We start from the raw sequence: 25,388 nt of genomic DNA on the forward strand, positions 1-25,388 counted from the left end.
CGGTTCGCGCACCGGGCGGTCGTCCTCGCGGCCGATGGGGACCGCCGGACCGTCACCGGCGTCGCGACGCCGGGGAAGACCGCGTTCCTGTTCAGCGGCCAGGGCGGGCAGCGCGCGGGGATGGGCCGGGAGCTGGCCCGGCGCTTCCCGGTGTTCGCCGAGGCCCACGCCGCCGTGCTCGCGGAGTTCGGCCCCGAGGTGGCCGGCGCCGTGCGCGGTGACGACCAGGATCGCTTGGACCGCACGGAGTTCGCGCAGCCCGCGTTGTTCGCCGTGCAGGTCGCGCTGTTGCGGCTGGCCGAGTCGTGGGGTGTCACGCCCGACGTCGTCGCCGGGCATTCGATCGGCGAGATCGCCGCCGCGCACGCCGCGGGGGTGTTCTCCCTGGCCGACGCGTGTCGGCTCGTGGTGGCCCGGGGCGCGTTGATGCAGGCGCTCCCGGACGGGGGCGCGATGGTCGCGGTCGTGGCGGGCGAGGCCGAGGTCCGGCCGCTGCTGGGCCCGGACGTCGCGATTGCCGCGGTGAACGGGCCGCGCTCGCTCGTCTTGTCCGGACCGGCGGAAGCGGTCGCCGAGGTGGCCGCTCGGTTCGAGAAGACGCGGCGGCTCACGGTGTCGCACGCTTTCCACTCGCCGCTGATGGAGCCGATGCTCGCGGAGTTCGCCGAAGTCCTGAGCGGAGTCACCTTCTCTGCACCGCGCCTGCCGTTCGTGTCCACTGTGGAGTCCGGCGCGGATCCGTCCACGGTGGACTACTGGGTGCGGCACGCGCGGGAGGCGGTCCGGTTCGTCGACGCCGTCACGGCGTTGACGGCGTCCGGGGTGACGCGGTTCGTCGAAGCCGGTCCGGACGGTGTGCTGTCCGCGCTGGTGCCGGACGGGCTCGCGGTGCCGCTGATGCGGCGCGATCGCGGTGAGGAGATCGCGTTCACCGAGGCCGCGGCCCGGCTGTTCGTGGCCGGGCTGGACGTCGACTGGCGGCCCGCGCTGGCCGGCGGCCGGCCGGTGGAGCTGCCCACCTACCCGTTCCAGCGCGAGCGGTTCTGGCCCGCGCCGCGGCCGGTGCGGGCGGCCGGCTCGATCGCGCACCCACTGCTGGACGACGCGGTCGCGCTGGCCGGCTCGGACGAGCACGTGCTCACCGGGCGGCTGTCGACGGCCGCCCAGCCGTGGCTGGCCGAGCACGTCGTCGCGGGGACGACGCTCCTGCCCGGCACGGCGCTGGCCGAACTGGCGATCCGGGCGGGGGACGAGTGCGGCTGCCCGCGGATCGACGAGCTGACGATGGCCGTCCCGCTGGTGGTGCCGGCGTCGGTGCAGGTGCGCGTCGGCGAGCCGGACGAGCGCGGCGCCCGGCCGGTGTCGATCCACTCACGACAGTCCGAAGAGGACTCCTGGACCGAGCACGCCTCCGGCTCGCTGAGCCCGGCGGCGGCGCTGCCCGCGTCCGACCTCGGTGCGTGGCCGCCCGCGGACGCGGAACCGGTGCCACTGGACGACTTCTACGCGGACTTCGCGGCGGACGGGTTCGGGTACGGCCCGCGCTTCCGCGGCCTGCGGGCGGCGTGGCGCCGCGGCGGCGAAGTGTTCGCCGAAGTGGCGCTCGACGCCGAGCACCACGCGGAAGCGGCGGAGTTCGGCCTGCACCCGGCGTTGCTGGACGCGGCCCTGCACGCCCTCACGCTGCGCCCGGGCACCCCGGCGCGGGCACTCCCGTTCTCGTGGCGCGGAGTGTCGCTGCACGCGGCGGGCGCGGTGGCGCTGCGCGTCCACGTCCGCGACGACGGCCTCACGCTGACCGATCCCGCCGGGCACCCGGTCGCCACGATCGACGCCCTGGACCTGCGCGAACACCGTCCGACCGACCAGCGCGCCGACGCGCTGTTCACCCTGGCCTGGACCCCGGTGCCGGTGCCCGCCCCGGCGCCGTCGGCCGTCTTGTGGGGCGAGAACCCGTTCACCCTGCCCTTCCCCACCACGACGGACCTCACCTCGGCGCCCCTGGTGGTGGCGTGTTTCGCCGGTGGCGACGACATCCCGGCCTCGACGCAGGCCCTGACCTCCCGAGCCCTGGACCTGGCCCAACGCTGGGTCACGGAGTCGGCCACGGGCAAGCTGGTGTTCCTGACCCGCGGCGCGACCACGGGAGCGGACCTCCCGGCCGCCGCGGTCTGGGGCCTGATCCGTGCGGCCGAGGCCGAGCACCCGGGCCGCTTCGGCCTGCTCGACCTCGACGAGTCCGTCTCGCCGGAGCTCCTCCTGGCCGCACTGGCCGGCGAAGAACCCCAACTCGCCCTCCGCGCCGGAACCCTCCTCGCCGCCCGGATGACAACCCCCGAGCTTTCACGTGAAAGCTCGGGGTCCTGGAACCCGGAGGGGGCCGTCCTCATCACCGGGGGAACGGGCGGGCTGGGGGCGATCGTCGCCCGGCACCTCGTCACCACCGGGAAGACCCGCCGGCTGCTGTTGGTGAGCCGCCGGGGAGCCGAGAGCCCGGGGGCCGGCGAACTCGTCGCCGAGCTCACCTCGGCCGGGGCCGAAGTCGCCGTCGCCGCCTGTGACGTCGCCGACCGCGCGGCTCTCGAGCTGCTGCTGCGAGGCCGTGACATCACTGCTGTCGTCCACTCCGCCGGCGTTCTCGACGACGCCCTCCTGACCGACCTCACGCCCGAGCGCCTGGCCGCCGTCACGCGGCCCAAGGCCGACGCCGCCTGGCATCTACACGAGCTCACCGCCGACGGCACCGACCTGATCCTCTTCTCCTCCGTCTCAGGCACCCTGGGCCTGCCCGGCCAGGGCAACTACGGCGCCGCCAACGCGTTCCTCGACGCCCTCGCCCAGCACCGCCGCGCCCTCGGCCAGCCCGCAACGAGCCTCGCGTGGGGCCCCTGGGTCGCCACCGCCGGCATGACCGCCGAGCTCGGGGACACCGGCCTCGACCGGCTCGCCCGCGCCGGTTTCCCGCCGCTCGCCGTCGACCAGGGCACCGGGCTCTTCGACGCCGCCCTTGCCGTCGGCGAACCCGTCTTGCTGCCCGTGCGGCTCGACCGGGCGGTCCTGCGCCGGCGTGACGACCTCCCGTACCCGCTGCGCGGTCTGGTCCGCGCCCCGGCTCGCCGGGCGACGGCTACCGCGCACCGACGGCTGCGTGGCCGCGCGGAGGCCGCATCGGTCGTCGCGACCGAGGTCGCGCACGTCCTCGGCCACCGCGGCACCGGGCGGATCACCCCCGACCGGTCGTTCGCCGACCTCGGCTTCGACTCGCTCACCGCCGTCGAGCTGCGCAACCGGCTCACCGCCGCCACCGGGCAGCGGCTGCCCGCGACGCTTGTGTTCGACCACCCGACCGTCGGCGCCCTGGTCGACCACCTCGCCGGGGACACCCCGGCCGAAACCGCTCCCACCACGAAGGCCGTCGACGGCGACCCGGTCGTCATCGTCGGCATGGCCTGCCGCTACCCGGGTGGGGTCGCCTCGCCCGAGGACCTGTGGCGGCTGGTCGAGCGCGGCGGCGACGCCGTCACCGAGTTCCCGTCGAACCGCGGCTGGGACCTCGCCGCGCTCTACGACCCCGACCCCGCGCACCCCGGCACGTCCTACACACGCCACGGCGGGTTCCTGCACGACGCCGCCGACTTCGACGCCGGCTTCTTCGGAATGAGCCCGCGCGAGGCCGTCGCGACCGATGTCCAGCAGCGCCTGCTGCTCGAAACGTCCTGGGCGGCCGTGGAAAGCGCCGGGGTCGACCCGTCGGCGCTGCGGGGCAGCGCCACCGGGGTGTTCGCCGGGGTGATGTACGGCGACTACAGCCGCCTGCTCGACGGCGGTGAGGACGCCGAGGGGTACAAGACCAGCGGCAGCGCCGGCAGTGTCGCCTCCGGCCGGGTTGCGTACGCGCTCGGGCTCGAGGGCCCCGCGGTCACCGTCGACACCGCGTGCTCGTCGTCGCTGGTCGCGTTGCACTGGGCCGCGCAGGCCCTGCGCGCCGGCGAGTGCGACCTCGCCCTCGCCGGCGGCGTCACGGTGATGTCGACGCCGACGGCGTTCGTCGAGTTCTCCCGCCAGCGCGGCCTCGCCGCCGACGGCCGCTGCAAGCCCTTCTCCGCCAGCGCCGACGGGGTCGGCTGGTCCGAAGGCGTCGGCATGCTGGTCCTCGAGCGGCTCTCCGACGCCGAGCGCCACGGCCACGAGATCCTGGCCGTGGTCAAGGGATCCGCGGTCAACTCCGACGGCGCGTCCAACGGCCTCACCGCCCCGAACGGCCCTTCGCAGCAACGCGTCATCCGCGCCGCGCTCGCCACCGCCGGACTGTCCACTTCGGACGTCGACGTCGTCGAGGCGCACGGCACCGGCACGACCCTGGGCGACCCGATCGAGGCGCAGGCGCTGCTGGCGACCTACGGCCAGGACCGCGAGACGCCGCTGCTGCTGGGTTCGGTGAAGTCCAACATCGGGCACACCCAGGCGGCGTCGGGCGTCGCCGGGATCATCAAGGTGGTGCAGGCGATGCGCCACGGCGTCGTGCCGCGGACGCTGCACGTCACCGAGCCGTCCGGGCACGTCGACTGGACCGCCGGCGCGGTCGAGCCGGCCACCGCCGCGACGGCCTGGCCCGACGCCGGGCGCCCCCGCCGCGCCGGGGTGTCGTCGTTCGGGATCAGCGGCACGAACGCCCACGTCATCCTGGAGCAGCCCACGCCGCTCGTAGTTCCCGAGCGGCCCGAGGCGCCCGAGGTGCCGTGGCTGCTCAGCGCCAAGACGCCGGAAGCGTTGCGCGCCCAGGCGAACCGGCTCAGCGTCCACATCGGACAGCACGACCCACGCGACGTCGCGTGGACCCTCACCCACGGCCGGGCCCGCTTCGACGAGCGGGCCGTCGTGTTCGGCGAAGCCGCGCTGACCGCGCTCGCCGCCGGCCGCGAGCACCCGGACTTCGTCACCGGCGTGGTCACCCCCGGCCGGACGGCGTTCCTGTTCTCCGGACAGGGATCCCAGCGCCTCGGCATGGGCCGCGAGCTGGCCGCCGACCCGGTGTTCGCCGCCGCGCTCGACACGGTCCTCGCCGAGCTGGACCCGGCGGTCCGCGACGTCATGTGGGGCGCCGACGCTGCGGCCCTCGACCGGACCGAGCACACCCAGGCGGCGTTGTTCGCCGTCGAAGTCGCGTTGTTCCACACCTTGGCCGCGCGGGGCGTCCGCCCGGACTACGTCGCCGGGCACTCGATCGGCGAGCTGGCCGCCGCGCACGTCGCCGGGGTGTTCTCCCTGGCCGACGCGGCCCGGCTGGTCACCGCCCGCGGCCGGCTGATGCAGGCCCTGCCCGCCGGCGGGGCGATGGTCGCCCTGCGCGCGGCCGAGGACGACGTCCGGCCGCGGCTCACCGGCGGAGCCGCTCTGGCCGCCGTCAACGGGCCGCGCTCGGTGGTCGTCTCCGGTCCGGAAGCCGCCGTCGCGGCGGTCGCCGCGCACTTCGGCGACGCCAAGCGGCTCCCGGTCTCGCACGCCTTCCACTCGTCGCTGATGGACCCGATGCTCGCCGAGTTCGGCGAAGTCGCCGCCGGGCTGACCTACCACGAACCGACGATTCCCGTGGTGGCGAACGGAAGTGTCACCGATCCCGCGTACTGGGTGCGCCAGGTCCGTGACACGGTCCGCTTCGCCGACGCCCTGCGCGCCCTGCGGGCGTGGCACGTCGACAAGTTCGTCGAGGTCGGCCCGGCCGCGGTCCTCGCCGGGCTCGCCGCGGGCGACGACGACGCCCTCGTCGTGCCGGTGCTGCGCCGCGACCACGACGAACCCCGCGCCTTCCGCACCGCGCTCGCCCGCCTCTTCGCGGCCGGCCTGCCGGTCGGGTGGGACGGCCTCGCCGACGGCCGCGCGGTCCCGCTGCCGGGGTATGCCTTCCAGCACGAACGGTTCTGGCCGGCGGCACGGCAGGCCACCGGCGACGCCGCCGGCCTCGGGCTCACCGCGGCCGCGCACCCGTTGCTCGGCGGCACGGTCGACCTTGCCGACGGCGCCGGGCAGCTGTACACCGGCCGGATCTCCCCGGCCGCCCAGCCGTGGCTGGCCGACCACACGGTCCTCGGCACGACCGTGCTGCCCGGCGCGGCCTTCGCCGAACTGGCGTTGCACGCCGGCGCGGCCGTGCGCGAGCTGACCGTCGTCGAGCCGCTCGTCGTCCCGGCGGACGGCGCCGTGCACCTGCAGGTCCGCGTCGCCGCCCCGGGCGAAGACGGGCTGCGCGACTTCGACGTGTTCGCCCGGGCCGAAGGGGACGGCGGGGCCTGGACCCGGCATGCGACCGGCGTCCTCGAACCGGACACCGCCGCCACGACCGGGACCGTGGTGGTCCCGGCCGGCGCCGAACCACTCGACCTCGGTGACGCCTACGACCGGCTGGCCACGCTGGGCCTCGGATACGGTCCGGCGTTCCAGTGCCTGCGCCGCGCCTGGCGCCACGGCGACGAGGTCTTCGCCGAGCTGAGCCTCGGTGACGAGCCGCCCGCGGCTTTCGGGATCCACCCGGCGCTGCTCGACGCCGCCCTGCACGCCGTCGCCCTCACCGCCGGGCACGCCCGGCCGCACGTGCCGTTCAGCTGGCGCGGGATCCGGTTGCACAGCAAGGGCGCGTCGCTGGTGCGCGTCCGGATCACCCCGGCCGGCGAACACGCCGTCTCACTGTCCTTTGTGGATGGTGACGGCCATCCGGTCGCGGCCGTCGACGCGGTGACCTTCCGGCCGGCGACCGCCGCCCGCACCCGCGCCCAGGAGGCGCTTTTCCGCCTCGGCTGGGTCCCGGCCACCCCGGCCCGCGGCGACCGCCCGGAGCGGGTCGTGGTCACGGCCGACGGCCCCGCGCGGGCCCTGGAGCTGGTCCGCGACTGGCTCGCCGAACCCCGCGACGCCGAGCTCGTCTTCCACACCACCGGCGCCACCGACGGCTCCGACCTCGCCGCGGCCGCCGTGTGGGGCCTGATCCGGGCGGCGCAGTCCGAGCACCCGGGCCGGTTCGTGCTCGTCGACTGCGCCGACCCGGCCGACATCGACCTGGTCGCCGGGGAGCCGCAGGCCCGGGTGCGCGACGGCGTCGTCGAGGTCCCGCGGCTCGCGAAGGCCGCCGCCGAACCCGCCCCGCTGGGCTGGGACCCCGACGGCACCGTCCTCATCACCGGCGGCACCGGCGGTCTCGGCCGCCTGCTCGCGAAGCACCTGGTGACCGTGCACGGCATGCGCCGGCTGCTGCTGCTTAGCCGCGGTGGCCGGGCCGACGTCACCGACCTGACCGACGCCGGGGCCGAGGTGACCGTCGCCGCGTGCGACGTCACCGATCGCGCCGCGCTCGCCGCGGTCCTCGAAGGCCACCGGCTGACCGCCGTCGTGCACGCGGCCGGTGTCCTCGAAGACGGCACCGTCGAGACGATGACCGACGCCCGGCTCGACCGCGTCTGGCGCCCGAAGGCCGAGGCCGCGTGGCTGCTGCACGAGCTGACCGCGGACCTCGCCGGGTTCGTGCTGTTCTCCTCGGTCGCCGGCACGATCGGCGGCGCCGGGCAGGCCAACTACGCCGCCGCCAACGCCTACCTCGACGCGCTCGCCGAGCACCGCGCCGCCCGCGGGCTGCCCGCCGTCTCGCTCGCCTGGGGCCCCTGGGCGGGCGTCGGCGGCATGACCGCGGAGCTGGGCGACGCCGAGGTGGCGCGGATGGCGCGGGCCGGGATCACGGCCCTGACCGCCGAGGACGGCCTCGCGCTGTTCGACACCGCCGTCACCGCCGGGATCCCGGCCCTGGTGCCGGTCCGCCCGGCCGCCACGGCCTCGGGCGAGGTCGCCGCGCCGCTGCGTGGCCTGGTCCGCGCGACCAGCCGCCGGGCCGCCGCCGCGGGCGAGCTGGCGGCGCGGCTGGCGGAGCTGCCGGAAGCCGGCCGCCACGACGTCGTCGTCGACCTGGTCGCCACGCACGTCGCGGCGGTGCTCGGGCACGCCGACCGCACGGCCGTCGAACCCGGCCGCGCGTTCTCCGCGCTGGGCTTCGACTCGCTCACCGGGGTCGAACTGCGCAACCGGCTCGCGACCGCGACCGGGCTGCGGCTGCCCACCACCCTGGTGTTCGACCACCCGAACAGCGCGGCGCTCACCGCGTTCCTGCTGACCGAGCTGCTCGGCGGGGACGCGCCCGCGGCCGAGGCTCGCGCGGTCCGCGCCGCCGACGACGACCCGGTCGTCGTGGTCGGCATGGGCTGCCGCTACCCGGGCGGCGCGGCGTCGCCCGACGAGCTCTGGGAGCTGGTCGCCGCCGGCCGCGACGCCATCGGCCCGTTCCCCGCCGACCGCGGCTGGGACCTGGCCGCGCTCTACGACCCGGACCCGGACCACCCGGGCACGACCTACGCGCGGGCCGGCGGGTTCCTCACCGGAGCCGCGGACTTCGACGCCGCGTTCTTCGGCATGAGCCCGCGTGAAGCCGTCGCGACCGACGCCCAGCAGCGCCTGCTGCTCGAGACGTCGTGGGAGGCCCTGGAACACGCGGGCATCGACCCGGCGACGCTGCGCGGCAGCGCGACCGGGGTGTTCGCCGGGGTGATGTACAGCGACTACGGCGGCCTGCTGGCCGGCAGCGGCTACGAAGGCCAGCAGGGCAACGGCAGCGCGCCGAGCGTCGCGTCCGGCCGCGTCGCCTACACCCTCGGGCTGGAAGGCCCGGCGGTCACCGTCGACACGGCGTGCTCGTCGTCGCTGGTGGCGCTGCACTGGGCGAGCCAGGCGCTGAAGTCCGGCGAGTGCTCACTGGCGCTGGCCGGCGGGGTGACGGTGATGGCGACCCCCGCGACGTTCGTCGAGTTCGCCCGGCAGCGCGGGCTGTCCCCGGACGGCCGGTGCAAGGCGTTCTCCGACGACGCCGACGGCACCGGCTGGTCCGAGGGAGTCGGCCTGCTGGTCCTGGAGCGGCGGTCCGACGCGCTCCGCAACGGCCACCGGATCCTGGCCGTGGTGCGGGGGAGCGCGGTCAACCAGGACGGGGCGTCGAACGGCCTCACGGCCCCGAACGGCCCGTCGCAGCAACGGGTCATCCGCACCGCGCTCGCCGGCGCCGGACTGTCCACTTCGGACGTCGACGTCGTCGAAGCACACGGCACCGGCACCGCGCTGGGCGACCCGATCGAGGCGCAGGCGCTGCTGGCCACCTACGGCCAGGACCGCGAAACCCCACTGCTGCTCGGGTCGGTGAAGTCGAACATCGGGCACACCCAGGCGGCGGCCGGGGTGGCGGGCATCATCAAGATGATCCAGGCGATGCGCCACGGCGTCGTCCCGGCCAGCCTGCACAGCGGCACGCCGTCGTCCCAGGTGGACTGGACGGCAGGTGCCGTGGAGGTGGTCGCCGAAGCCCGCGACTGGCCCTCGGCGGCGCGGCCGCGGCGGGCCGGGATCTCGTCGTTCGGCATCAGCGGCACGAACGCCCACGTGATCATCGAGCAGGCCGCTGAAACCCCCGCGCCGGCCGAGGAGCCGGCCGGGCCCGTTGTCTGGCCGCTGTCCGCGCGTTCGACCGCGGCGCTGCGCGCGCATGCGGCCCGGCTTGCGTCCACAGTGGACGCACTGCCCGCGGCGGCGGTGGGCCGGGCGCTGGCCCGGCGGCCGAAGTTCGCGCACCGGGCCGTCGTCGTCTCCGAGCGGCCCGCCGCCGCACTGGCCGCGTTCGCCGCCGGGGAGCCGTCCGCCGAGGTCGTCGAAGGGGTGGCCGGCGCCGGCTCGACCGCGTTCCTGTTCTCCGGGCAAGGTGCGCAGCGGCCGGGCATGGGCCGCGAGCTGGCCGCGCGGTTCCCGGTGTTCGCGGCGGCGTTCGACGAGGTCCTCGGCCGGTTCGCGCCCGACGTCCGGGCCGCGCTCGCCGACGACCGGGTGCACCGCACCGAACACACCCAGCCCGGCCTGTTCGCCTTCGAGGTCGCCGCGGCGCGGCTGCTCGAGTCGTGGGGGGTGCGGCCGGACTTCGTCGCCGGGCACTCGGTGGGCGAGATCGCGGCGGCGCACGTCGCCGGCGTGCTGACCCTCGACGACGCCTGCACGCTGGTCTCGGCCCGCGCCCGTCTGATGGGCGCGCTGCCCGAGGGCGGCGTGATGATCGCCGTCCAGGCCGGCGAAGCCGACGTCCGCCCCTTCCTGGGCGACGGTGTCGACCTCGCGGCCGTCAACGGGCCCGCGTCGGTGGTGCTGTCCGGGCTCGAAGACGCCGTCACCGCGGTCGCGGGCAAGTTCGGCAAGCAGCGGCGCCTGCGCGTCTCGCACGCGTTCCACTCGCTGCTGATGGACCCGATGCTGGCCGGCTTCGGGGACGTCGTCGCCGGCCTCACCTTCACCGAGCCCCGCATTCCGATGGTCGCCGCGGGCGACGTGACCGACCCGGCGTACTGGGTGCGGCAGGTGCGCGACGCCGTGCGCTTCGCCGACGCGCTCGAGCGGCTCGCCACGGCCGGGGTCACGCGGTTCGTCGAGGTCGGCCCGGACGCCGTGCTGTCCGGTCTGGTCGACGTGCCGGACGCGGCCGTGGTGCCCCTCGCCCGCCGCGACCGCGCCGAGGACCGGACGTTCCTCACGGCGCTGGCCCGGCTGCACGTCTCCGGCGTCGACGTCGGCTGGCCCGCCGACGGGCCGCGAGCCGACCTGCCCGCGTATCCGTTCGAGCACCGGCGGTTCTGGCCGCCGGCGCGGGCGGCCGCGGCCCCGCGCGGGGACGGGCACCCCGTGCTCGGAGCGGCCGTCGAGGTGGCGGGCACCGGGACGCTCGTCAGCACCGGCCGGCTGTCCGCTTCGACGCAGCCGTGGCTGACCGACCACGTCGTCTTCGGGACGAACCTCGTGCCCGGCACGGTGTTCCTCGAACTGGCCCGCCACGCCGGCGCCCAGGCGGGCTGCGCGCGCGTCGGCGACCTGACCCTGCTCGCGCCACTTGTCCTCACCGACGGCGTCACCGTGCAGGTGGCCGTCGGCGCGCCCGACCCGAGCGGCCACCGCCCGGTGGAGATCCACTCGTGCGGCGACGACGGCTCATGGACCCGGCACGCGACCGGCGTGCTCACCCCGGACGCGGCGCCGGACTTCGCGGTGGGGGACTGGCCGCCCGCGGACGCGATCGCCGTCGGAGTGGCCGGTGCCTACGATGCTCTGGCCGACCGCGGGTTCGCCTACGGCCCGGCGTTCCAGGGCCTGAAAGCGTTGTGGCGGCGCGGCGACGAGCTGTTCGCCGAGGTCCGCGTCGACGACGCCGGCGGTTTCGGCCTGCACCCGGCGCTGCTCGACGCCGTGCTGCACGGCAAGCTGATTGCCGATCCGGACGCGCCGCCCGCGCTGCCGTTCACCTGGCGCGGGGTGTCGGTGCACCGGCCCGGGGCGACGGACCTGCGCGTCCGGCTGGCACCGGCCGGGCCGGACAGCGTCGCGCTGGAGATTGCCGACAGGTCCGGCGCGCCGGTGGCCTCCGCCGAGGGACTCACGGTCCGCGAAGCCGGGCAGCTGCGGGCCGCGCACCTCTACCGGCTGAACTGGACACCGGTCGCCCCCGCGCCCGCCGACGTCGTCCGGGTTTCCGGGTACGCCTTGGCCGAGCTGCCCGTGGTGGGCGAGTTCGCCGAGGTGGCCGTCCCGGCGGGAGCCGACCTGCGCGCCGTCACGGCCGACGTGCTGGCGCTCGTGCAGACGTGGCTGGCCGAGGCCCGGTTCGCCGGCTCGAAGCTGGTGCTGCGGACCCGTGGCGCGCTCGACGGCGAAGACTTCGCCGCGGCCGCCGTCTGGGGCCTGGTGCGCTCCGCGGAGCAGGAGAACCCGGGCCGGTTCGTGCTCGTCGACTCCGACGGATCACTGTCCACACAAGACTTCCTCGGGTGCGGGGAACCTGAGCTGTCCATTATGGACGGAATGGTTTCGGTTCCGCGGGTCGGGCGGGCCACGCCGGGCGAAGCCGGCGCCGAATGGGACCGGGACCGCGCGGTGCTCGTCACCGGCGGCACCGGCGGCCTCGGCGCGCTGGTCGCGCGTCGCCTGGCGGCCGGCGGGCACCGGCACCTCGTGCTGGTCAGCCGGTCCGGGCGGGCCGAGCCCGGGCTCCTCGACGACCTGGCGGAGCTGGGCGCGCGAGCCGAGGTGAAGGCGTGCGACGTCGGCGACCGCGCCGCGCTCGAGGCGGTGCTGGCCGAGCTCGACCTCACCGCCGTCGTGCACGCGGCGGGGGTGCTGGACGACGGCGTGGTCGGGTCGCTCTCGCCGGAGCGGTTCGACACCGTGCTGCGGCCCAAGGCCGACGGCGCCCGGCACCTGCACGAGCTGACGGCCGGGCGCGACCTCGCGGGGTTCGTGCTGTTTTCGTCGCTGGCGGGCACGTTCGGCGGGGCCGGCCAAGCGAACTACGCGGCCGCGAACGCCGTCCTGGACGCGCTGGCCGTCCACCGGCAGCGCCGCGGCCTGCCCGCGGTGTCGCTGGCGTGGGGCCCGTGGACGGCCGAGACCGGCATGACGGCGGCCCTGCCCGAAGCGGAGATCCGGCGGCTGGCCCGCGCCGGCGTCGGGCTGCTGGCCCCCGAAGACGGTCTCGCCGCGTTCGATGCCGTGCGGGCGGGCGCGGACCCGCTGGTGATTCCGGTGCGTCTCGACCTTCCGGCGTTGCGGGCGCTGGACGAGGTGCCCCCGGTGCTGCGGGCGCTCGTCCCGGTTCGGCGGACCCCGGCCGCCGCCGTCCCGGACCTGGCGTCCCGGCTCGCCGGGCTCGGCGGGACGGAGCGGATCGAGCTGCTGCTCACCGTCGTCGCGGACGCGGTGGCGGTGGTGCTGGAGCACGGCGACCAGGACGCCGTCGGCCCGGACCAGGCGTTCTCGGAGCTGGGCTTCGACTCCCTGACGGCGGTCGAGCTCCGCCGCCGCCTGAGCGCGGTGACGGGGCTGGCCCTGCCGGCGACGGTGGCGTTCGACCAGCCGACCCCGCGCGAGCTGGCGGGGTACTTGGCGGAGTTGTTGGCCCCGGACGACAAGCCGGAGCAGGCAATCCTCGCCGACCTGGCCCGGCTGGAGGAGGCGTTGCGCGACACGGTGATCGACGCGGAGGCCCGCGAGGAGATCACGGCCGGTTTGGATCGGGTCCGCGGCACGTGGACCGCCCGAGACGACGTGACGGAGGTCGACTTCACCGACGCCAGCGACGACGAGATGTTCGCGCTGCTGGACGAGAAGCTGGGCGCGGAGGACTGAGCGGGGTGGGTGCTCGAGCGCCCGGCTGGGCTGCGCGGAAGGGTCGGTCGCTCGCGGGCGAGTGGTCAAGAACGCGCCCAGCCGAGCTGCGTGGAAGGGTCGGTCGCTCGCGGGCGACCGCCCCCTTCCGCCCGCTGCCGGGCGAGTGTTCAAGAACGCGCCCAGCCGAGGTGCGCGGAAGGGGTCGGCTGCTCGCTACGGGCGGCCGTCCCGCTCACCCCGCGGCCGGGCTGCGCGGAAGGGGCCGGTTACTCGCGGCGGGTGACCCTCGCTTTCAACCCGTGGCCGGCCGGGTGGCGCCCAGCTGGGCTGTGCGGAAGGGGTCGGCTGCTCGCTGCGGGCGGCCGTCCCTCTCAACCCGCGGCCGGGCTGCCCGGAAGGGTCGGTCCCCCGCGGCGGCCGACCGCCCCGCTCACCCCGCGGCCGGCCGAGCGCTCAACACAGCCCCCAGCTGCGCGCGTCCATCGATCTCCAACTTGCGATACAAACTCGTCAGATGCTTCTCCACCGCGCGGCGGCTGATGCTGAGCTCGTCGGCGATCTCGGTGTTCGTGCGGCCGCCGGCGGCCAGGCGGGCCACCGTGGCCTCGCCCGCCGTGAGCTCGGCCGGCGGGCGGGGGCGGTCCGCTTGGCGGAACGTGCCGTCCTCGCGGGCTTCCAGGCGGCCCGCGCCGCAGCTTTCGGCCAGCTGCTGGGCGCGGGCCAGCAGGCGGCGCGCCGCCTCGGGGTGCGTCGTGCGCAGGCGCGTGCCCAGGTCGGCGCTGGCCTTGGCCGCCTCGAGCTCGTCCGGGGCGCCGTCGAGCAGGTCCACGGCCTCCCGCAGCAGCTCCACCGCGCGCCGCGGCTCGGCGAGGACCGCGAGGATCCGCAGTGACCGGCCGAGGATCGCCGGCGCGCCCCACGCGACGGAGTGGCGGTGGTGCTCCTCGGCCAGCTGCCGGGCCTGCTCCGCGTGGCCGAGCCGCCGCGCCAGCAGCGCCGCCGAGCCGCGCCACGCGTAGATCGCCGGGTTGCGCCAGCCCGCCCGGTCCAGCAGCCGGCCGCGGTCGAGGAACTGCGCCAGCGCCGCCTCCGGGTCCTCGCGGGCGGCCAGCATCCCGAGCAGCCCCCGGCGGACCGCGAACACCGCGAGGTCGTCGTCCTCGGGCAGCCCGTCGAGCACCTGCCGGGCCAAGTCCCTGCTGCGCGCGGAGTCCGCGACCAGCGCCAGCGTCGTCGCGGGCAGCGCCAGCACGTCGTAACCGCCCGGGTCGGCCGCCCGGAACGCCCGTTCCGCCGGCTCCCCGGCCTCGGTGAACCGCCCGCGCGAAAGCAGCGCCAGCGCGCGGTGGACGTCGACGAGCACCCGGGTCGCCGCCGTCGCCCGCGGCCCGCCCGCCGACGCCAGCCACGGCGCGACGGCGTCCGGACGGCCCGCGGCGGTCAGCACGAGCGGGACGATCCGCAGCGCGGTCCCGGCGCGGACCGTCCGCGCGGGCTCGTGGTCCAGCAGGACCGCGGCCTGCCGGGCGGCTTCGGCGGCGGTGATCCGGCCGCCGAGCGTGGCGGCCAGCAGCACCACGGCCCGCAGCTCCCGTTCACCGCCGCCGCCCGGCCGGGCCGGCAGCTCCCGCAGCCGGTCCGCGGCCGCGGCGAGCCGGGCCGGGTCCTCGAGGGCGGTGAACCACCGCCGGGCTTCCAGGCGGTGGGCCAGGTCGGAGCCGTCCGGGACGGCCGCGTCGCCGACCGTCCGGACCAGTTCGGTCACCAGCGGTCCGCGCGCGGCCGCGGTCAGCGGGATCCGCGCGACCGCCTCGGCCCGCTCTCGGCCGGCGGGCAGCAGCGGCGCCGCCTGGACCAGGTGCCGCACGGCGGCGCGGGGATCCGGCTCGGCGGCGGCCAGCTCGGTCAGCAGCCGGGCCCGCCCCGGCTGCCCGGGCGGCACGTCGAGCAGCGCCCGACGCAGGTGCCGCGCCGCCCACGGGAGAGTGCCGCGGGGCGGGTCGGCCCCGGCCACGTCCTCGGGCGGAAACCCTTGCGCTGTAAGCAAAGCCGCCGCGGCCCGGTGCGCCTCGGCGGCGCCGGCCGCGGACCACGCCTCCTCGACCACCCGCACCAGCGCGGGCTCCGGCACCAGCCGGCCGTCGGCCGCGGTGTCCAGCCAGGTCCCGCCCAGCAGGGCGCGGGCTTCGGCGCACGCGGCGTCGTCCAGCCCGGCCAGGTTTGCGACGAGCGCGGGCTCCGCGTGCCGGCCCAGCACCACCACCGCCCGCGCGAACGCCTCGACCGCCGGCTCGCGCCGGACGAGCAGCCGCAGCCGGTCGCGGTGCGCGGCGGCGCCGAGCTCGCGCAGCCGGGCGCAGTCTGCGGCCGCGCCGGTGAGGCGGTCGGCGAACGCGCGGTCCAGCAGCCGGCCCAGGTCCTTCGGCCGGCCGCCGGTGAGGTCGTGGCAGGCAGCGGCGAACTCCGCCGCGGCGCCGGCGCCGATCCGCGCGTCGGTGACAATGCGCGAGCCGGCGGGGGACAGGGGCAGCGCGCGCACCCGGCGCCGCGCGGTCCGGTCGAGCTCACGCAGGACCGGCGCCCGCGGCGTGTCCGGCAGCACGACCCCGAGCAGCACCCGCGTCCCGCGCAGCCGGCCGGCGAGGAAACCCAGCGCGCGCACCGAAAGCGCGTCGGCCCACCGCAGGTCGTCCACGACGACCACCACCGGCTCGCGCTCGGCCAGCGAAGCCAGCAGGACGTGCAGGCCGTGGAGCACGGGAACCTCGTCGACGCCGTCCGGGACCGGACCGGCCAGCGTCCGCACCATCCGCCCGGCGAGCGCGGGCAGCGCGGCCCCGCACGGGTCGTCGAGCAGCGGCAGCACGAGCTGGCGCACCACCCCGAACGGCAGGTCCCGCTCGGCGGGGGCGCCCCCGGCGCGCAGCACCCGCGCGCCGCGGTCCGCGGCCGTGCGGCCCAGCCACCGCAGCAACGCCGAGCGGCCGGCGCCGGTTTCCCCTTGCACCGCAACAACTCCGCCGGCTTCGCGCACGGCGTCGTCCAGCAGAGCCAGCTGGCTTTCGCGTTCGACCAGCACCGGATCAGCCTCCCGGCGCCCGGGTGGTCCAGCGGTCCGCGAGCGCGGTCCGGCCCTTGAGCCCGAGCTTGCGGTAGACCTTGGTCAGCCGCAGCTCGACGGTCCGCAGCGCGATCGACAGCTCCCGGGCGATCTCGCGGTTGGCGAGCCCGCGCGCCGCGAGCTCGGCGACGTCGCGTTCGGCGGGGGAGAGCGTGTCCGGCCGCTGCGGGAACCGCGGCGCGGGCAGCGGGTCGGCGGGCGGGCGCGGCGAGGGGACGGCACGGCGCGGGCCGGCGGCCGCGCGGTCGCGCAGCGCTTCGAGCGCGGCGGCGGTGCCCCAGCGCTCGGCGAGCTCGATCTCCTCGGTGACCAGCGCGACGGCCGCGGCGGTGTCCCCGAGACGGCGCAGCGCCAGGGCCGCCGTCGTGCGCCACCCGGCGACCATCGGGTTGACCCAGCCCCGGGACCGCAGCACGCGGCCGCATTCGAGGACCGCGGCGAGCGCGGTCTCGGGGTCGTCGTCGGCGAGGGCGAGCTCCGCCTCGGCGTGCAGCAGGAACGCCGTGGACACCCCGTGACCGTCGCCGCGGAGCTCCTCGGCGGCGACGTCGCGGGCTTGGTCGAGCCGGCCGAGCCGCAGCCGCGCGGTGAGCTCGACGGCGAGCCGGAACGGGACGGCGGCGGGGTGCCAGCACCGCACGGGCAGCTCCCGGTCGGCGGCGGCGAGATCGGGCAGGGCGTCCTCCGGCCGGTCGGCCCGCAGCGCGGCGGCGGCGCGGTCCACGAGGGCCCGGGCGGCGGCGGCCCGCGCGTCCCGCCGGCGCGCGGCCGCGACGACGACGGTGAGCCCGTCGACGGCCGCTTCGACCGCCCCGGCGCAGAGCAGCGCCCGGCAGGCGGCGACGCGCGGCATCAGCGGCGCGTCTTCCCGTACGACGAGGGCGTGTTCGGCGAGTTCGAGCGCGCGGGCCCGGTTTTCCCCGCGTACGGCCAGCCGGAACGCGGCGGCCCCGGCGACGGCGGGATCGTCGTCTTCGCTGCCGGGCCACTCGGGTTCGACCGCCGCGTCTGCCCGGGCGAGCCACGCGAGGGCGGCCCGGGCGGGTTCGCCGGTGACCAGCCGGTGCACTGTCTCGCCGTCACCACGGGCCAGGAGCAGGTCGGCGGCCGTGGTCGCGGCCGGCAGGTGCGGCAGTTCGGTCAGCACCTGGACGAGCCGCCGGTCGGCGTGCCCGGGTTCGCGGCGGACCACCGCCGACGCCAGCCGGAGCAGAACGGCGGCCCGGTCCGCGGGTCCGCCGGGCTCGGCCAGCGCGCGGCGCAGGGCCTCGGCGGCCGCGGGGGCGTCGCCCTGGGCCGCGGACTGTTCGGCGGCCTCGACGAGCACCGCCCGCGCCCAAGGTTCCCCGACGGGCGGAGCCCCCCACAGCAGATCCGCGGCGACGAGCGCCCCCGCCCCGCTCCGGTGAGCCAGCTCGGCCGCCCGCCGCAGCAGCGCGGCGCGGTCCGGGCCGGTCAGCTCGGCGAGCACATCGGCCGGCCGCGGGTCCTCGACAAGGCCGCCGGCGTCGAGGGCGCGCATGGCCGCGGGCACGGCGTCGGGAGCGAGCCCGGCGAGCGCCGCGGCGGCGCCGGCGCCGAGCCGCCCGGAGACGGCCATGCCCCGGAGGAGAGCCAGGGCATCGGGGGGAAGGCCCCGGCGGATCCGGGCGGCACGAGCGGCGGCCAGTGTTTGTCCGGTCGCGGCGATCCGGTCCGGGCGCCAGTGCGCGGGCGGTTCGCTCGCTTCCGCTGCCCACTTCGCGGCTGGGCGTGCGGTTGCGGTTCCGTGCGTGGCCATGCCGTGCGTGGCCATGCCGTGCTTGGTCGCCGCTGAGGCTGAGGTCGATGCCGATGCCGATGCCGATGCCGATGCCGAGGTCGCCGCTGCGGTCGATGCCGGTGCCGGTGCTGAAGTCGCCGCTGGGGTCGATGTCGGTGCCGAGGTCGCCGCTGGGGTCGATGCCGGTGCCGGTGCCGGTGCTGAGGTCGCCGCTGCGGTCGATGCCGGTGCTGGTGCCGTTGCTGGGGTCGAGGCCGATGCCGTTGCCTGTCCCGAGGTCGGCGCTGGGGTCCATGCCGATGCCGAGGCCGATGCCTGTCCTGCATCCGCCGCCCACTCGGCAGCCAGCTCCCGCAGAACCGCCGGCCGCCCCCGCACCACATCCAGGACCGCCGCCATCACCTCCGGCGGCAGCTCACCCAGCACCTCCCGCACCAGCACCGCCGTCTCGTCCTCGGTCAACGGCGCCAACGGAATCCGCCGCCCGAAAGCCAACGGCTCGTACCCCGTCGCCAGCAGCAGGATCCCTCGGTCGTGAGTCCGCTCCGCCATCGCCGCGAACCAGCGCAGCGACCACTCGTCCGCCCACTGCAGGTCGTCGAGAGCCAGAACCAACGGCCGTCCGCCGGCCAGCGACGTGAACGCGTCGCACAGAACAGCGGCCGCCCGTTCGCGGTTGTCCAAGCACTCGCTCAGCAGCTCGGCAAAACGGGCCGGCGGCCACAAAACCGCCATCAGCTGGGTCACCGCGCCGAACGGGACGCCGTCCGGGACGCAGGATGCCAGGGCGGCCGGGCGGGCCCACTCCAGCAGGGCCGTCCGGCCGGTGCCCGGGGCGCCCGAGATGCCCGCGGTCGCGCCGCGGCCGCGGGCGAGGTCCGCGACCAAGTCGCCGAGCGCGGTCGTCGCGCGTTCCCGGCCGACGAGACGCGGTTCGCGCACGGGACGACCTCCTCCGCCGGCCGGTCGACGTCGACCTGGGGCTGGACCGCAGCCTAAGCCGCCGCGGGAGCGACGGCGGCGAGCCGTCGAGCGGGGCCGGGAGCTCTGCCCGCTTGACCAGGATTCGCGGGCACAGCCGGGCAAACCGCGACCAACCGTGACTCAGTGGTCGCGCAACGCTTCCGCCAGTTCGGCGCGGCCGCCGATGCCGAGCTTGCGGTACGCGCTCGTCAGGTGGACCTCGACCGTGCGCTGGGTGATGAACAGCGACTCGGCGATCTCGCGGTTGGTCGCGCCCTCGGCCGCGCGCTGGGCGACGCGCCGTTCGCTGCCGCTCAGCGCGTCCGACGGCGAGCCCGTGCCGTGGCGCATCCGGCCGCCCGCTTCGGCCAGCGCCGGCAACGACAGCCCGAGCTGCTGCTTGTCCCGGCTGAGCACGGAAAGGTCGATCGACCGGCGCAGCCGCTCGCGCGCGCCCTCGGCGTCGCCGCGTGCCAGCAGCCGGCGGCCGAGCAGGTATTCCGCTTTCGCCTGCTCCACCTTGGCCGGTGAGTCCGCCAGCAGCCCGGCCGCCGTCCGCAGCCGCTCGATCGCCGCGTCGCCGTCGGCCAGCGCCCCGCGTGCCGTCTCCAGCATGCCCAGCGCCCGGTTCGTGCCCCAGCGGCGGACCGCCGGCTCGACGGAGTCCAGCACGGCCTCGCCCTCGGCGGTGCGGCCGAGCCCGGCCAGCAGCTCGGCCGACTCGTACCACCACGGCGCCAGCACCGGATTGCCGATCCCGTTGCCCGCCAGGCTTTCCCCGCAGGTGCGCAACCCGGCGAGCGCGCCGTCGACGTCGCCCAGTGCGGCCCGGGCCCGCGCCTTCGCCACCAGGTACCAGTGGTACTCGAGCGTGAAGTCCTCGAGCCGCGGCCGGACGATCGCGGCGAGCGCCGCCTCCGCGCCCGCCGGGTCGCCCTGGCGCACCAGCAGCGAGCCGAGCGCGGTCTGCGGCATGGCGATGCCCGGCGCCCAGCGCTCCTGGGTGATGACGTCGAACGAGTACTGCGCGTCGGCCAGCGCGTCGGCGAGGTTGCCGGAGAACTGGTGGATCAGCGAGCGGATGGTGGTGCCCAGGACGTAGGTCCAGGCCTCCCCGCGGCGCTGCGCGTGGCCGAGCACCCCGGTGATCGCGGCGAGCGCGGGCTCGGGGTGGTCGGCGAGGTAGAGGGTGAGCACGGCGCTCAGCACGGCCCAGCCACCCGGGGCGACGTCGCCGATGCGCAGCACCTGGCCGGCCTGCGCGACGACCTCGGCGGCGGGACGGCCCTGCAGCGTGCCCAGCGACGAAAGCATGCCGAGCAGGTCCCGCTCCTCGGCGGTGTCACCCGGCGGCGAGACGACGTCGCGGAACCGCTCGCCCACCGGCACGACGGTGGCCTTCTCGTCCAGGCCGGACAGCAGCAGCGCCGACTGGCTGACCATCCGGAGGGCCCGGTCGGCCGCCGTGGGCGCGGGTCCGATCACCGCCTCCAGCGCGTCGGCCACCTCGGTGGCCAGCGCGTAGGACCGCTGGGCGTTCTGCGCGCTCAGCGACACCATGACGTACTGCATCACGATCGGCACCCGGCGTCGCGGGTCGCCGACGAGCTCGAGGGCGCGCTCGAGGTGCCGCAGCGACGTCGCCGGGTCGATCTGCCCGAGCACCCGCGCCAGGTGCACGAGCACGGGCACCTCGTCCTCGTGGGCGCGCAGCACCCGGCCGAGGTAGCGGGCGGCCGCGGCCGGGGCGCCGCGGCTCTCGGCGGCCGCGGCGGCCTCCCGCAGCACCGTGACCATCCACGGCCGCGGCGGCCCGTCGAGCGCCAGCAGGTGGACGGCGACCTCCTCGCTGGAGCGGCCGCTGTCGTTGAGCAGCGTGGCCGCGCGTTCCCGCAGCCGGGCCAGCTCGGCCGGGTCCGCGGTGGCCAGCGCGGCCGCGCGGATGAGGTCGTGGGTGTAGTCCAGCCGCTCCGGCTCGAGCAGCTCGCCCTCCCGCAGCGCCCGCACGGCGGCCCCCGCCGGCCCGGGCCGCGTGCCGGCGAGCGCGGCGATCGTCTCGAGGTCTTCGCCGCCCAGCACGGCGATCGCGCGCGCGACGGCGAGCGCGCCGGGGGAGAGCCGGTCCAGCAGCGGGCGCGCCACGGCTTCGCGGCCGAGCTCGTCCACCGCGCCGACGTGCTCCGCGTCCGGGGGCACGTGGCCGCGCAGGGCGCCGATGACGCGGTCGAGCAGGAACGGGTTGCCGCCGGAGACCTCGGCCGCGCGGCGGGTGAACTCGGGGTCCGGGACCGCGCCGAACCCGCTCGCCAGGATTTCGGCGACCGCGCCGGCGGCCAGTGGCGCGAGGTCGACGGACAGGCAGTTCGCGGCGGCGCCGAGCTCGGCGAGCTCCTCCGGCCCCGGCTCGCCGGGGCCGGTGCGCTGGGCCGCCAGCACCAGCACCGGCAGGTCTTCGGCGCGGCGCAGCAGGAAACCGAGCCAGCGCAGGGAGGTCTCGTCGCACCACTGGACGTCGTCGACCGCGAGGACGACCGGGCCGCGGGCGGCGAGGCCGGCCACGAGCCAGGACAGGCCGTGCATGACCGAATAGGTGTCGGACGGGCTGTCCCCGCTGCCGGGCACGAGCGCGGGCAACGCGAGGTGGGCGCTTCCGGTCAGCAGGCCGGACTCCCCGGCGCCGCCGTCCGGCCACAGTGGAGCGAACAGCGCGCGGACCACTTCGTAGGCGGCGACGGCGTCTTCGGCGCAGGTCACGGTGAGCACGGTGGCCGCGGTCCGGCCCGGCTCGGCCAGCGCGGTCGCCAGCAGCCGCGTCTTGCCGATGCCGGCGGGCCCGCGCAGCAACACCGCTTGGCCTTCGCCGAGGGCGGCGGCCCGGGCGCGCCCGGCGAGCACCCCCAGCTCCCAGTCCCGGCCGGCCAGTCCCGGCCGGGCCGATCCCCGCAAGCCACTCCGAAGAGCCACGTCTCTCCCGTCTCCGCGCGGACGCCGGGACGAGGGGCCGTGCCGGCGCCTCCAGCCTGGCTCATCCACCCGGCGCGCGCGGCACCGGGCTCGGCGCGGGAGCGGTTCGTGCCCGGCCGGGCGGTTCCGGACCCGGTTTTCCGTGGAAACCGGCGGAATCGCTTGACAACGGCGAAAAGATTCATTGCGGGGGAAATTCCCATGAGCCGGGAATGGTGTGACGCGCGCCCGGCTCGCCGCCGGATCTTCTTCCCGTGACGTACGGTGTGTGCGCACGACGACGTGACCCTGACCGTCCGTTCCGGATTCCCGAAAGAACGAAACCCATGCCGAACGAAAAAGCGCTGCCCTTCTCCGTGTGCTCGGTGGACCTCGGCGTCCGCGCCGGAAGCCGCTGGGAAGCGTTGGCGCACATAGGGAAGTCACTCGAAGAGACCGGGTCCGTCCACACGGGATACCGTGACTCGCTGCACGCGCGCGAACGCCGGGCGTCGACGTACCTCGGGCACGGAATCGCGGTTCCGCACGCCCTGCACGTCCACGACTACCTGCTGGTGAACCCGTCCCTGTCGTTCACGCGGTTCGCTACTCCCATTCCCTGGGAAGACGAAGAAGTTTCACTCTGTATCGCGATCGCCGCGTCGGCCGCCGAGCACGTCGAAATCCTCTGCCGGATCACCGCGCTGCTCGTCCACCCCACCCACCTCGACGTCCTGCGCGCCACGGAGGACCCGGACGAGATCACCCGGATCCTCCGTGAAGCGTGAACCCGGCTACTTCAGGCGGGTGCCGGACGAACCGAGGGCTTCGCACGCCTCGACGATCCGGGCGGCCATCCCGCCCTCCGCGGCCTTCAGGTACGAGCGCGGGTCGTAGACCTTCTTGTTGCCGACCTCGCCGTCGATCTTCAGGACGCCGTCGTAGTTCTTGAAGAAGTGGTCGACGATCGGGCGGGTGAACGCGTACTGCGTGTCGGTGTCGACGTTCATCTTCACCACGCCGTAGGACACCGCCTCGCGGATCTCCTCCGGCAGCGAACCCGACCCGCCGTGGAAGACCAGCTCGAACGGCTTCGAGCCGGCGTCCAGGCCGAGCTTCTTGGCCGCCGCTTCCTGGCCGCCCTTGAGCACGTCCGGGCGCAGCTTCACGTTGCCCGGCTTGTACACGCCGTGGACGTTGCCGAACGTCGCCGCCAGCAGGTAGCGGCCGCGGTCGCCGGACCCGAGGGCGTCGATCGTCTTGAGGAAGTCGCCTTCGGCGGTGTAGAGCTTCTCGTTGATTTCGGCTTCGACGCCGTCCTCTTCGCCGCCGACGACGCCGATCTCGACCTCGAGGATGATCTTCGCGGCGGCGGTCTTGGCGAGCAGCTCCGTGGCGATCTCGAGGTTTTCGTCGAGGTCGATGGCCGAGCCGTCCCACATGTGGGACTGGAACAGCGGGTTCTGGCCGTTCTTGACCCGTTCGGCCGAGATCTCGATCAGCGGCCGGACGAACCCGTCGAGCTTGTCCTTGGGGCAGTGGTCGGTGTGCAGCGCGACGTTGACGTCGTAGTGCGCGGCGACGACCTGGGCGAACTCGGCGAGGGCGGTCGCGCCGACGACCATGTCCTTGACCTTCTGGCCCGAGGCGAACTCGGCGCCGCCGGTGGAGAACTGGATGATGCCGTCGCTCTCCGCCTCGGCGAACCCGCGGATGGCGGCGTTCACGGTCTCGGACGAGGTCACGTTGATGGCCGGGTAGGCGAACTCGCCTCCCTTGGCCCGGTCGAGCATCTCTCGGTAGACCTCGGGGGTGGCGATGGGCATCGTCGGGCTCCACTTCGGACTCGGGGGTGGGTTTCCGGCGGAACGCTAGCCCAGCGGCCGGGCCCGGCGGTGCTCGTGCGGGGTGATGCTGGGGTTTTCCCCAGTGGCGGCCGGGTAGACAGGGAGTACCGGTCCGGCCGGTGGCAGGTGACGACGTCGTCCCGGCCGTGCCGTGTTCGTCCCGCCGGCCTTCCCTGGAACCGAAGTACGACTCCGTCGTGCGCTGAGGAGAGAAATGACTGCCATCGTCCAAGTCACCGGCCGGGAGATCCTGGACAGCCGCGGCAACCCGACCGTCGAGGTCGACGTCGAGCTCGCCGACGGTTCGTTCGGACGGGCGGCGGTGCCGTCGGGCGCGTCGACCGGCACGCGGGAAGCGGTCGAGCTGCGTGACGGTGATCCGCACCGCTTCCTGGGCAAGGGGGTGTCGAAGGCGGTCGCCGCGGTGAACGGCGAGCTGGCCGACGCGGTCGAGGGGCTCGACTCGCGGTCGCAGGCCGCGGTGGACCGCGCGATGATCGAGCTGGACGGCACGCCGAACAAGGCCCGCCTGGGCGCGAACGCCATCCTCGGGGTTTCGCTGGCGGTGGCGAAGGCGGCCGCCCAGGCGCACGTGCTGCCGCTGTACCGGCACCTCGGCGGCGACGACGCGAACCTGCTGCCGACCCCGATGATGAACATCGTCAACGGCGGCGCGCACGCGGACAACGGCATCGACTTCCAGGAGTTCATGATCGCGCCGGTCGGCGCGTCGAACTTCGCGGACGCGGTCCGCATGGGGGCCGAGGTGTTCCACACGCTGCGCGGGATCCTGCGCGACGCCGGGCACAACACGAACGTCGGGGACGAGGGCGGGTTCGCCCCGCAGCTCGACACGGCCGACGAGGCACTGGGGTTCGTGGTGCGGGCGATCGAGCAGGCCGGGTACGTGCCTGGGGACGACGTCGCGCTGATGCTGGACCTGGCCGCGTCGGAGTTCTACCAGAACGGCGTTTACCACTACCGCGGCGAAGGCGTGAAGCGGTCGGCGTCCGAGCACGCCGGTTACCTGCGCGAACTGGTGGCCCGGTACCCGATCGCGTCCATCGAGGACGCGATGGCGGAGGACGACCTGGCCGGCTGGCAGCTGGTGACCCGGGCGCTGGGGGAGGAGGTGCAGCTGGTCGGGGACGACGTCTTCTGCACCAACGTCGGCCTGCTGTCCGACGGCGTCGCGCAGGGGGTGGCGAACGCGATCCTGGTGAAGGTCAACCAGATCGGCACGCTGACCGAGACGCTCGAAGCGGTCGAGGTCGCTTCCCGGGCCGGGTACGGGGTCGTGCTGTCGCACCGGTCCGGCGAGACCGAGGACACGACGATCGCCGACCTCTCCGTGGCCACGGACTGCGGGCAGATCAAGACCGGGTCGCTGTCGCGGACCGACCGCACGGCGAAGTACAACCAGCTGCTGCGGATCGAGGAGGACCTCGGGCGGTCGGCGCGGTACGCGGGCCGCGCGCCGCTGAGCCGGCAGCGCTGAGCCGGGCCGGCGCCGGGACCGCGGGTCCCGGCG

The 25,388-nt window shown here is 75.9% G+C and carries 8 protein-coding genes and 1 pseudogene (1 of these 9 cut by a window edge); 4 read left to right on the forward strand and 5 right to left on the reverse strand.

The genetic code is table 11. The features are described from left to right. Positions 1-13,239, forward strand: the 3' portion of a protein-coding gene (locus tag ACZ63J_RS20840; RefSeq protein ID WP_465439561.1) for an SDR family NAD(P)-dependent oxidoreductase. The gene continues 14,112 nt to the left of window position 1, outside the view; the window shows 13,239 of its 27,351 coding nt (coding positions 14,113-27,351); its start codon lies off the left edge, out of view; its stop codon occupies positions 13,237-13,239. A 412-nt stretch (positions 13,240-13,651) separates the two neighbouring features. Here the strand turns inward: ACZ63J_RS20840 and ACZ63J_RS20845 are convergent, their stop codons facing one another. Together ACZ63J_RS20845 and ACZ63J_RS20850 are read right to left on the reverse strand one after the other, a co-directional pair. Continuing rightward, a complete protein-coding gene (locus ACZ63J_RS20845) occupies positions 13,652-16,300 on the reverse strand; it encodes an AAA family ATPase (protein WP_465402396.1) in 2,649 nt (882 codons plus the stop codon). 4 nt (positions 16,301-16,304) lie between these two features. Further along, on the reverse strand, positions 16,305-17,942 hold the full coding sequence (locus ACZ63J_RS20850; RefSeq protein ID WP_465402420.1) for a LuxR C-terminal-related transcriptional regulator: 1,638 nt from the start codon (positions 17,940-17,942) through the stop codon (positions 16,305-16,307). Positions 17,943-18,114: 172 nt separating this feature from the next. On the opposite strand from ACZ63J_RS20850, the gene ACZ63J_RS20855 reads away from it, so the two are divergent. Further along, positions 18,115-18,642, forward strand: a complete 528-nt coding sequence (locus tag ACZ63J_RS20855) for a hypothetical protein (protein WP_465402422.1) — start codon at positions 18,115-18,117, stop codon at positions 18,640-18,642. A gap of 44 nt (positions 18,643-18,686) precedes the next feature. On the opposite strand, the pseudogene ACZ63J_RS20860 reads toward ACZ63J_RS20855, so the two are convergent. Together ACZ63J_RS20860 and ACZ63J_RS20865 are read right to left on the reverse strand one after the other, a co-directional pair. After that, positions 18,687-19,046 (reverse strand): annotated as a pseudogene (locus ACZ63J_RS20860) (ATP-binding protein); the annotation flags it as partial. 162 nt (positions 19,047-19,208) lie between these two features. Next, on the reverse strand, positions 19,209-22,031 hold the full coding sequence (locus ACZ63J_RS20865) for an ATP-binding protein (RefSeq protein WP_465402394.1): 2,823 nt from the start codon (positions 22,029-22,031) through the stop codon (positions 19,209-19,211). A 326-nt stretch (positions 22,032-22,357) separates the two neighbouring features. On the opposite strand from ACZ63J_RS20865, the gene ACZ63J_RS20870 reads away from it, so the two are divergent. After that, positions 22,358-22,798 carry a PTS mannitol transporter subunit IIA gene (locus ACZ63J_RS20870; RefSeq protein ID WP_465402392.1) on the forward strand — a complete coding sequence of 147 codons (441 nt, stop codon included), beginning with the start codon at positions 22,358-22,360 and terminating at the stop codon, positions 22,796-22,798. 6 nt (positions 22,799-22,804) lie between these two features. Here ACZ63J_RS20870 and fbaA read toward each other — a convergent pair whose 3' ends face one another. Next, entirely contained in the window at positions 22,805-23,836 is a 1,032-nt protein-coding gene (gene fbaA, locus ACZ63J_RS20875) for a class II fructose-bisphosphate aldolase (protein ID WP_465402390.1), read from the reverse strand. A 235-nt stretch (positions 23,837-24,071) separates the two neighbouring features. Between fbaA and eno the strand changes: the two genes are divergently transcribed. Next, positions 24,072-25,355 carry a phosphopyruvate hydratase gene (gene eno / locus ACZ63J_RS20880; RefSeq protein ID WP_465402389.1) on the forward strand — a complete coding sequence of 428 codons (1,284 nt, stop codon included), beginning with the start codon at positions 24,072-24,074 and terminating at the stop codon, positions 25,353-25,355. The last annotated feature ends 33 nt before the right edge of the window (positions 25,356-25,388 follow it).

The sequence above is a fragment of the Amycolatopsis sp. NPDC104863 genome, assembly GCF_055582965.1.

Bases quoted from the DNA above. Each gene is read 5' to 3' on its own strand.
- ACZ63J_RS20850 (WP_465402420.1), bottom strand. From the start codon at position 17,942: ATGGCCGTCTCCGGGCGGCTCGGCGCCGGCGCCGCCGCGGCGCTCGCC.
- ACZ63J_RS20870 (WP_465402392.1), top strand. From the start codon at position 22,358: ATGCCGAACGAAAAAGCGCTGCCCTTCTCCGTGTGCTCGGTGGACCTC.
- fbaA (WP_465402390.1), bottom strand. From the start codon at position 23,836: ATGCCCATCGCCACCCCCGAGGTCTACCGAGAGATGCTCGACCGGGCC.
- eno (WP_465402389.1), top strand. From the start codon at position 24,072: ATGACTGCCATCGTCCAAGTCACCGGCCGGGAGATCCTGGACAGCCGC.